Origin of the sequence: Bartonella sp. MU70NMGDW, from assembly GCF_042194085.1 — a bacterium.
GTDB lineage: Bacteria > Pseudomonadota > Alphaproteobacteria > Rhizobiales > Rhizobiaceae > Bartonella > Bartonella grahamii.
Genome location: NZ_JBHIMK010000005.1, coordinates 1 through 9,662, shown reverse-complemented (window position 1 = coordinate 9,662; position 9,662 = coordinate 1). Strand labels below are relative to the sequence as shown.

The following is a 9,662-nucleotide window of genomic DNA, read 5'->3' as shown; positions in this document are numbered from 1 at the left end:
AGATAAGCTTGGCATAAGCCTTAATTTGGCAAATACAAAAAACCCTTAAGAATCACTGACAGAATTCCAGTATACCTACTCTTATTATGGCGATTTATTTAAAAATTACAAGAGATTTATATAAGCAAGGAACCTTACAAATTGGTAAGGAAATGGTTCATTTTAATAAAAAATGTTTCCATTTTTCGCCATATTTTTACAAGATAATAAAGACTACACTCAAAAATTTTTATTATTCACAGAAACTATGTAATACAATCCTTTATAAAATATCCACTATTTTTGCGTTTATGAGAAGAGCGGCAACTATCATAACGCTATTTTTCAATCTTCAATATTGCACCTGTTTTGCACGGTTAGAAGAGCTATTGAATTGGATTTATATAACATATTGAGATATAATGATAAACTGTCTTTTTGTATGCTAGATAATATTCCGAATATCGTAAGATTCTCTGGTTGCAAATCTGTTTATATTATATCAATCAAGATTATTGACTTGCTTGTGTCTTGCAAGAGATATGGTTTTAATAAATTCAGCATGAACAGATTTCAAATAAAAGAGATTTAGGCTATTAAGGGCTTTTATTCAATATGAAAAACGGTAATTTATATTTATAATCAATAGGTTGATTTAAGAAGACACCATTGAAGATAGTTGAAAAAATGTTTTTTATTAAACAATATATAAACCAAAAAAGGAGAGTTTTTTAACGAAGCGCTTAAGAAGGGCTCTGTAAAAAACAATACCTGTAAAAACTAAAAACATATGAAAAGCAAATGTTCTAAGCAAATAATAGAACTTTAAATGCTGTAAAATATTTTCTCTCTGAATTTGATAGAGGACATGTGGATAAAAAATATTGATTTCTATTTGAGTTCATTTCTTTTGCATTGACCAAGTGTAGAAGTGTAAAGTTGAAAAATAAGATTTTATAATCTTATGAAAAGAAACACGAAAAACAATTAGCTGCAAGAATTATCCAAGAAAAATCAATTTATAATCAGGCTTATGATGGTCAATGATCTCTGTTTTCTAAGACAATGAGCATATCAATGAGAAGATGTATTGTTAGAATGATTTTTTGCTTTCATCCAAGCGCGCAATTCTTCAATAAGGATGGCAATAACACCGAGAGTGATAAAACTATCTGCAAGGTTGAAAATAGCAAAATAAAAAATATCATCAATATGAAAGAGTATATAATCAGTGACATGATGAAAGCGAATACGATCAATGAGATTGCCAATTGCTCCCCCAATAATAAGGATAAGGCCAAAGCGCATTAAAGACTTATTATATTCAGTATTTTTCCATAGCCATAGAAGGAAGATAATCACAATGATTGTGATGGCGATGATTACCCAGTGAGAAAAGGAAGAAAAAAACGAAAATGCAATGCCAGAATTACGCACATGATAAAGGGAAAGAAAAGGAATAAGCGAAATTTCTGTTCCTAAAGGCATATTGTGCATAATCCAGTATTTGACAGCTTGATCAAGTAGTACTGTAAAAGCCAAACCCAAGAGAAGAAAAGGGAGTGATTTAGGCGTCATATTTTTCCTCACATGGTTCCAGTATTAAATAGGGGCGACGGATTTCATAAAGCATAACAGCTGTTGCTACAGCTAGATTAAGCGAGTCTGCGCGTCCGCTTTGTGGAATACGCGCAAGTTTATCACACCGATTTGTAAGAAGATCTGATAATCCCTGTTTTTCATTCCCCATTAAAAGGATAATAGGGCCATTTTTGAAATCAAGTGTGCGATAATCCAGAGATCCTTTGAGATGTGTTCCAACGATCATACCTTTAAAGTGAGCAGACCAGTTTAAAAAGGCGCTTTCATCAAGACGATAAAGTGGCACAGAGAAAATAGATCCCATGGTTGCACGGACCGTTTCAGGCGAGAAAGGGTCTGTTGTTTCGCCAATTAAAATAACACCTTTAGCACCTACAGCATCAGCAGTTCGAATAATGGTACCAAGATTTCCAGGATCACGTACACGATCAAGCGCGATGTAAACATCTTTAATCTGTCCTTTTATCATTTCAAGAGAGTGCCATTTTTGCTTGAAAATACCAATAACTGTTTGTGGATTATCGCGTCGGGTAAGAGATTCCATAACCTTTTGTGAGGCTTTAATAACAAAACCACCGTTGGCTACAGCATGTGCGGCAGTATTTTCGATAGCAGCATTACCGATTTTACTTTTAGAAAAAATAAGCGTCTGTATTGTCCAGCCGAGATTGAGAGCATCAATGACCAATTTCAATCCTTCTGCCATGAAAAGACCTTCTCTATTACGGTTTTTCTTTTGGCTAAGTGCTTTAAGATCTTTTATGATGGGGTTGCTAAGAGAGGTAATTTCTTTCACTCTACCAGTTTTGGGTCTACACATATTCAAGCAATCCAACGGCTAAAAAGAGAAGTAGAAAGAGCACGTCCTGCAACTTCTTCACGCAAAATGAGTTCTCCTGATTCGACTGTACCACCAAGATTTACAAATGCATCACGCATTAAAGCATGAAGTGCAAAGAAGGAAGCACGAATAGAATAAGCTGTAAGGACAACAGAGAGCGGTTTATCAGAGAGAAGTTTACGACAATTTGTGATCATAGCGGGTAAATGATCAAACAGTTGCCAAATTTCACCATGGGGTCCACGCCCATAAGCAGGGGGATCAAGAAGAATCATATCATAGCTTTTCTTACGACGCAGTTCACGCTCGACAAATTTCATAGCATCATCGCAAATCCAGCGAATAGAATGATCTGGTAATCCTGCTTTTTCTTGATTAGCTTTTGCCCACGCAATGGCTTTTTTAGAAGCATCAACATGGGTAACATTCGCACCCGCTCGTGCCCCAATCAAAGAGGCAATACCTGTATAGCCAAAAAGATTCAACAATTTTATAGGACGTTCGGCTTTAACAATTTGTTTTTCCATAGAGCGCCAATGGGCATCTTGTTCAGGAAAAACCCCCACATGACGAAAGGAAGTAAAACGGCCTAGAAAAGGCAATCCATTCCAAGAAAGAGTCCATGTTTCATCAAGTGGCTTTTTAGGAAAATGCCAACGACCAACCCCTTCTTCATCACGGTTTCCTGTGAAAATAGCATCAACATCAGCCCATTGTTTTTGTGGTAAAGCGGGTTTCCATAGTGCTTGACCTTCTGGTCGAATAATGCGGTAAGCTCCATAACGTTCTAATTTTTGTCCATGACCAGAATCAATGAGAGCATAGTTTTCACTTACACCTGTTTCTAAAATAAGGGGCAACTTTTCCTGCGGATATCTATTGTTATGGGAGGAGGATTGAAAGCATTGTGCGGGCATGTTTTGTATCACGGTATATGAGGTATGAAAATATATTATAAAGTTCTTAAGTGTTTCGTAAAAGTGCAAAAGAGCTAAAGCCAATTAAAATATGTATAAAAAAGAAAAGAGCACCTTTAACTCTGTACTGAATATAAAATACAGAGAGAAGAGAAAAGATTTAATTAAAATACCATTACACCAGATTTGTGATAGACGTTTTCAATTTCTCTATCTCTGCTTTACTTTTTTTGAGAGCTTTTTTGTATTTGTGATAGGAAAACCAACTGATCAGATTCCCTAATAAAATACCAAAACCAAAGAAAATAAAGAGCCATATAAAGAGGGGAGCATGATAAGTAAAACTTTCAGAATCTGCTCGAAAAGGATCAAGGGTTAACGGAACCATTTGACGATTAGCAACGATAAAAACAATCAAAAAAGCTGCGAGAATCACACCGATACTTGTTAGAAGAATACGTTTAATTATCATAAGTTTCTCACTGATTAAGACGGTCGCGTAAATCCTTGCCAGTTTTAAAAAAAGGAATCCACTTTTCTTCAACAGAAACAGCTTCACCTGTTCGTGGATTACGTCCATTACGGGCTGAACGGCTTTTTACAGAAAAAGCTCCAAATCCACGAAGTTCAACACGATTGCCATTTGCAAGTGCTGTTGAAATTTCCTCAAAAATAGCGTTTACAATATTCTCCACATCCCGTTGAAAAAGATGCGGGTTATGACGAGCGATAATTTGCACAAGCTCTGATTTTACCACAATAGCCTCACTTTCACACAAAAATTTTTTTGTAATTGTGCACTTCATACATATTACAATATATAAACGGATAAAAGCAAAATAAAACGAAGAAAAAACAAATTGCAAGAAACAAAATTTGAAAATACCTTCTATAAAGGTTATACAGATTAAAAATGCGGAGTATTTAAGAGATTAGGAGAGTATGTCCGTACACAATCATTATGAAGCCTTTTCGACGCAATCATCTTTCGGAGATGTTTTTAAAAAAGCATCCCGTCATTCGCGTCGCGTTAGCATATTAAAATTTTTTTTACCTCTCTTAGCGTTGATTTCAGCGCTGGTTTTTTGTTGGTTTACGTTTTTCTTGGTTCCCGTTACTTCTGATTCTATGCCTTTGAATAATGAAGAAAGTGGCGTGGTGAATTTGACGATGCTCAATCCAAAGTTAGAAGGGTATACGCGTGCTCATGAACCTTATTGGCTTAAAGCAGAAAAGGCATTTCAAGATCATACACACTCTGGAATGATTGGATTACAAAACATTACAGCTAAAGCATTTATGGGTCAACAAAGACAGGTTTTTCTTGCAGCACAAGGGGGGGTTTACGATAATATTAATGGTTTTTTACAGTTGGACAAGCCATTCACCATTACGACGAATGATGGGATGATGGCACAATTTATGTCAGCGAGTATTAATTTATCCGAGGGACAGTTAAAAACAGACCAACGTGTTAATATTCAGCAAGCCGGTTTGCATCTTGCCGCAAATGCATTACAAATTCGAGAAAAAGGAAAAAACATGTATTTCCATGGTGGTGTGCATTTAGTGCTTCAAAAGCAATGACGCAATATCAATTTGAATCTTCAAAGGATATTTATAAAGAGAAGTATGTGTATATACAAACAGAAGAATTGAAATAATGAAATCGTACAAAAGATGGATAGGTGTGACGTTAGCTTTTAGCATGGGAATGTTAGGAGGAGGAGCAATTTTAGGATATGCTGAAGTGGCTCATTTTGGAATAAGTTTATCAAGCGACAAAGAACCGGTAGAACTTCATGCAGATTCTTTGGAAATACGTGATAAAGAAGGGATAGCGCTTTTTAAAGGTGATGTTTCAGTGGTGCAAGGTGAACGTCTTTTAAGAACGGCAAAATTAGTTGTTTACTACGATAAAGCACATAAAGAAATTGATAAAAACAAGGAAGATACAAAGGCATCATCTGTTTCTTTATTTGGTTCGTCGAGTATACAAAAAATGGAAGCTTTAGGAAAAGTTTATATAAAAATTGCTACGCAAATTGCTACGGGTGATAAAGGCGTTTTTGATGGAAAGTCAAAAATAATGAGTTTGACAGGGAGTCATGTTGTGTTAACTGATGGTGACAATGTGGCCACGGGGTGCAAACTAACGGCAAATATGGAAAGCGGAAAGGCTTTTTTAGAAGGTTGTGAGACGCCTAAGAAAAAAGGTCGTGTTTCTATTATTTTAAAACAAAATCAAAAGAATGGCCATTAAGATTTCATGTTTGGAATCAAAAGAAAAAGACAGACCGATAGGTATAATCTTGAAAGTGAAGCTTCAAAAAATCCCTTAAAAGGGACCTTGATTGCCAGTAACTTGATTAAAATTTATCGAGGAAGACGAACTGTTAATGGTGTTTCTTTTGGCATTCGTACGGGAGAAGCCGTTGGCATTTTAGGTCCTAATGGGGCAGGTAAAACAACTTGTTTTTATATGGTTATGGGGCTCATAAAATCTGATGGAGGATCCATTAAAATTGATGGATTTGATATTACACATCTTCCGATGTATCGACGTGCGCGTTTAGGTATTGGATATCTTCCACAGGAGGCTTCGATTTTTCGTGGTCTTTCAGTAGAAAATAACATTAAAGCTGTTTTAGAGGTCGTTGAAAAAGATCGCCTTAAACAACGTGAAGAATTAGATAGCCTTTTACATGAATTTAAAATTGATCATTTGCGTAAAATGTCTGCACTTTCGTTATCTGGAGGTGAACGTCGGCGACTTGAAATTGCGCGCGCTTTAGCTTCTCGTCCCCATTTTATGTTACTTGATGAACCATTTGCAGGAATTGATCCTATCGCTATTTTCGATATTCAACAACTTATTCGTCATTTAACTAGGCGTGGTATTGGTGTTTTAATAACGGATCATAATGTGCGTGAGACATTAGGGCTTGTCGATCGCGCTTATATTATTCATACAGGGCGGGTGTTAGTTCATGGTTGTCCTAATGATATTATCAACAACGTTGATGTACGCAGAATTTATTTGGGAAATCAGTTTTCTCTTTGATTTTACAGCTTTCACGAGTTTCCATTTAAATTTAACCAAACATTATTACTGAAAATCTCCTTATTTATGCCAAAACTTCTTTTATGACTATAACCTTAATGTTGTTATTGAGCGGTGAAAAAGGCTTCATCATTAGAGGTTAATTTGTTGTTTTATAAGTTTAGCTTGCTCATGATTGTATTATAGAAAGATATCACTAGATTAACTTGATAATGAGTGATAAACGAAGCTCTTAATAAATGCGTGCATTATTGAAAGGTAAAAGATATTTATCATATTTTTTTCTGTCGAATCAAATAATATATCGATGATGCTGTTTTAGGTATTTTGATGGGAGCACCGGTTATATATTGCGGTTATTCAATAGGAGTTGTCGTATTTTATTGGTTTATATGGCCTATTTGAAAATAGGAGCTGGGCTACAGATATCAGGATAAATCTATAAATCTTTTAAACTAATCATTAAATCTCTAAAAACCTTTATATTCTTGTTATAAGGCGATGTTCAAGCTATACAATAATTTTCAAAGTAAAGGTCCATTTTGCTCAGTATGCTTTTCATCTTAATTTAAGGGCTCATTTTTAAAGAAAGAAAAACTCTGATGGCGAATTATACATCAACTCTTATGACAAGTTTAATAAATTTATGAATAATGACCTTTTCTAGAGTCGTAAGGAAATTAACTTTATGAACAACTTCATTTCTTTGGTTTCTCATGCCGTTAATGATGATCCGAATACTATTTATTGTTGTGATAGAAGTGATATGAGATGTATTGAGCCATCATCCATTATAAATTGAAAAGTAAAAACACATGCGATGTTGCGAAAAGTGAAAGAACATTAAGTATCTATACTGTTTATAGGTTTATTGATGAGCATTTTAGCGTGTAAGAGGAAAATTAAAGTATGAATTTGAGTGAGTTAATAGCACCGGAAGCGATCATTCCGGCTCTTAAGGCTAATTCGAAAAAACAGGTTCTGCAAATTTTAGCCGAAAAAGCTTCCAAGCTAACAGGTCTTAGTGAGCATGTGATTTTTGATGTTGTTTTACAGCGCGAGAAGCTTGGTTCAACGGGTTTGGGCGGAGGTATTGCAATTCCTCATGGAAAATTACCTGATATTAATCGGATCATTGGTATATTTGCACGTCTTGAAAGTCCTGTTGATTTTGAAGCTCTCGATGACGAACCTATAGATCTCGTTTTTCTCCTTTTAGCACCTGAAAATGCTGGTGCGGATCACTTAAAAGCTTTATCACAGATCGCACGTGTTTTGCGTCACACTGATGTTGTGCAAAAGTTGCGCAATACGCATAATGCTAATGCGCTTTATGCTTTACTGATTCAAACTTCAGAATCAAATGCAGCTTAGAAGATATTATGAGTGCATAAGTTGCAAGGTATACACCACGGAACGTAGAAAATAATATAATTTTTATCTTAAAAGACTGATAACAAAAGGTTATATCATGCAATTTATGAGAAATCGTTTCTAAGCGAACTTTCTTTTTAAAGAGCAAGTAACAAAACGAAGTACTTGTTTTTTCTTGTTCTTGTATATTAAAGCATCTAAACATTATGCTTCATGGATTCTTTTATCCTGTTATACTGTAAAAAGCCATCATTTGAGGTGTGGAGAGATAAGGCATGTAAGTCTTCTTAATATATTAAGTGCTTTTAGAATGTGTGGTAAATATTCTTTAGCAGGACTTGTCTGTAGAGCTTTTGGTTAAGTAAATCAAATAAGTAGGAAGACAAGAGTAGACTGCTCGACAAGAATCCAAACTTTTTCAGTCCAGATTGGATTAAGAATCTTCGTCCTTTGAAAGCGGGAAAGAAATCAACAGAAAAGTTTATTTATGCATCGAATTTTTCGTAAGTTGAGTTTGAGTGTTTAGGGATAATATTTTAATGCTCAAGAAAAAATAAGAGTGTATGCTCAGTATAGCAAGATATTGATTTATAAATATAATTAACTATTTTGCATGTTGGATGAGAGATGCGAATACTGTAAGATTCTCTCACTTCAAACCTGTTTATGTTGAATCAATCAAAACCATTTTCTTGCATGTTGTAAACGGAATTAGCGTGTGGATAAAAACTGTACAAGAAAGGGGTAAAAATGAAAGTTATAGCTTTAGGTTGGGTGAAACAGCTTTGTGCATGGGAAGATTTATTAAGATCCACTTTAATTGATTAAAATGTTGTTAAAAAATGATAAGGTTAGAATTGCTGTAGAAAAGGTTTTATATTTTTGTTGATAAATTACTTAGAAATAAGAGAAGGAAACTTTTCAAAAGAATTCTTAGGAAGTTTTTTATAACAGAAAGGAAAATGTCGTCTAACATATTAAAATAATATGATTAAGCTATTATAAGCTACTAAAATCATTTTAGAAATTAATAATTGGAGATAAAATATATAGGGAAATAAGATCAAAAGAAACAAAGTGGTATGTGATTATTGAGATAGAATCTGAATTCTTTATGTTTTATTATTAATATCTTGATAATATTTTATTATTTTTACAAGATATTTTGAAGATTGAGAAAAAGTGTTATCGGGACGATATTGAATACGAAGTATGAATGCACTATAATGGGTGAAAGATGGAGTATTTTGCGAACATAAATGTATTGAATGCATAAAGTCGAGGAGTGATATCCGTAAGGCGATTAAGCTTTTTTGCGGGGAGTACGGTGTGTATTTTCAAAATTTTGCATCAGATTGCTTGTGACATAAAGAGTATGGTTTATTTCTTAACAGAGTGATGGTATATTTTCATCTCGTTTTGAAGTTCTATAGCTTAAAGAAATCGTTTTTTATACAAAAACGAAATGAGTAGCGTAAAATGAAGATGTTATTTTTTAATGCGATTATTGAATAAGAAGTTTATGTTTTGGTAACGATTAAAAGGTCACAATGAAACGTAGAAATCTATTCTGGTTAGTGTGAAAATATTTCGCTTATTGAAGGAATTAAGACAATAACACATGAATATCGAGGAGTTTTTGTTGAATTTTTCCAATGAAGAGAATCTTGTTAGAGACTAAAGAAGTGAGCTAAATGAAGATATTTGAAAAGACTGTTATTGCTGCATCTGTAATGGTTCTTGTTACAGCGGGCGTGGCATGTGCACAAACGCCAAGCCGTTTAAATCAATTTGAAGCGTGGGGAGCCTATTCTTATAAATCGCCCAAAAATACGATTTGCTATGTGTTATCGGTACCTTTGAAGGCTCTTCCAACGACAGTTAA

At 34.5% G+C, this 9,662-nt stretch carries 9 protein-coding genes and 1 pseudogene; 5 read left to right on the top strand and 5 right to left on the bottom strand.

The window, feature by feature from the left end; translation table 11 throughout:
• Positions 1 to 1,053: 1,053 nt before the first annotated feature.
• The 5 genes from lspA to ihfB all read right to left on the bottom strand — a co-directional run bounded on the left by lspA (position 1,054) and on the right by ihfB (position 4,097).
• Positions 1,054 to 1,557, bottom strand: coding sequence for a signal peptidase II (gene lspA, locus ACFIKE_RS00990; protein WP_375648191.1), 504 nt, complete (start codon positions 1,555 to 1,557; stop codon positions 1,054 to 1,056).
• Positions 1,547 to 2,401 carry a TrmH family RNA methyltransferase gene (locus ACFIKE_RS00985; RefSeq protein ID WP_375625510.1) on the bottom strand — a complete coding sequence of 285 codons (855 nt, stop codon included), beginning with the start codon at positions 2,399 to 2,401 and terminating at the stop codon, positions 1,547 to 1,549. Before ACFIKE_RS00985 ends, lspA begins: the two co-directional genes overlap by 11 nt.
• A gap of 2 nt (positions 2,402 to 2,403) precedes the next feature.
• Positions 2,404 to 3,339 carry a class I SAM-dependent methyltransferase gene (locus tag ACFIKE_RS00980; RefSeq protein ID WP_375625509.1) on the bottom strand — a complete coding sequence of 312 codons (936 nt, stop codon included), beginning with the start codon at positions 3,337 to 3,339 and terminating at the stop codon, positions 2,404 to 2,406.
• A gap of 175 nt (positions 3,340 to 3,514) precedes the next feature.
• Positions 3,515 to 3,811, bottom strand: a complete 297-nt coding sequence (locus ACFIKE_RS00975; RefSeq protein ID WP_375628030.1) for a lipopolysaccharide assembly protein LapA domain-containing protein — start codon at positions 3,809 to 3,811, stop codon at positions 3,515 to 3,517.
• Between the two features lie 7 nt (positions 3,812 to 3,818).
• Positions 3,819 to 4,097 (bottom strand): integration host factor subunit beta, encoded by a 279-nt coding sequence (gene ihfB / locus ACFIKE_RS00970; RefSeq protein WP_012754445.1) that lies wholly within the window; start codon positions 4,095 to 4,097, stop codon positions 3,819 to 3,821.
• Positions 4,098 to 4,281: 184 nt separating this feature from the next.
• Here ihfB and lptC point away from each other — a divergent pair, with 184 nt between their 5' ends.
• The 5 genes and pseudogenes from lptC to ACFIKE_RS00945 all read left to right on the top strand — a co-directional run.
• Positions 4,282 to 4,926 (top strand): LPS export ABC transporter periplasmic protein LptC, encoded by a 645-nt coding sequence (gene lptC, locus ACFIKE_RS00965; RefSeq protein WP_375626138.1) that lies wholly within the window; start codon positions 4,282 to 4,284, stop codon positions 4,924 to 4,926.
• 76 nt (positions 4,927 to 5,002) lie between these two features.
• Positions 5,003 to 5,602, top strand: a complete 600-nt coding sequence (locus tag ACFIKE_RS00960) for an LptA/OstA family protein (protein WP_375626140.1) — start codon at positions 5,003 to 5,005, stop codon at positions 5,600 to 5,602.
• A 6-nt stretch (positions 5,603 to 5,608) separates the two neighbouring features.
• Positions 5,609 to 6,403 (top strand): LPS export ABC transporter ATP-binding protein, encoded by a 795-nt coding sequence (gene lptB, locus ACFIKE_RS00955; RefSeq protein WP_375626142.1) that lies wholly within the window; start codon positions 5,609 to 5,611, stop codon positions 6,401 to 6,403.
• Positions 6,404 to 7,312: 909 nt separating this feature from the next.
• On the top strand, positions 7,313 to 7,777 hold the full coding sequence (ptsN, locus tag ACFIKE_RS00950) for a PTS IIA-like nitrogen regulatory protein PtsN (protein ID WP_012754449.1): 465 nt from the start codon (positions 7,313 to 7,315) through the stop codon (positions 7,775 to 7,777).
• Positions 7,778 to 9,471: 1,694 nt separating this feature from the next.
• Positions 9,472 to 9,662, top strand: a pseudogene (locus tag ACFIKE_RS00945) (hypothetical protein); the annotation flags it as partial.

Bases quoted from the DNA above. Each gene is read 5' to 3' on its own strand.
- ACFIKE_RS00985 (WP_375625510.1), bottom strand. From the start codon at position 2,401: ATGTGTAGACCCAAAACTGGTAGAGTGAAAGAAATTACCTCTCTTAGC.
- lptB (WP_375626142.1), top strand. From the start codon at position 5,609: ATGTTTGGAATCAAAAGAAAAAGACAGACCGATAGGTATAATCTTGAA.
- ACFIKE_RS00975 (WP_375628030.1), bottom strand. From the start codon at position 3,811: ATGATAATTAAACGTATTCTTCTAACAAGTATCGGTGTGATTCTCGCA.
- lptC (WP_375626138.1), top strand. From the start codon at position 4,282: ATGTCCGTACACAATCATTATGAAGCCTTTTCGACGCAATCATCTTTC.
- ACFIKE_RS00980 (WP_375625509.1), bottom strand. From the start codon at position 3,339: ATGCCCGCACAATGCTTTCAATCCTCCTCCCATAACAATAGATATCCG.
- ptsN (WP_012754449.1), top strand. From the start codon at position 7,313: ATGAATTTGAGTGAGTTAATAGCACCGGAAGCGATCATTCCGGCTCTT.
- ACFIKE_RS00960 (WP_375626140.1), top strand. From the start codon at position 5,003: ATGAAATCGTACAAAAGATGGATAGGTGTGACGTTAGCTTTTAGCATG.
- lspA (WP_375648191.1), bottom strand. From the start codon at position 1,557: ATGACGCCTAAATCACTCCCTTTTCTTCTCTTGGGTTTGGCTTTTACA.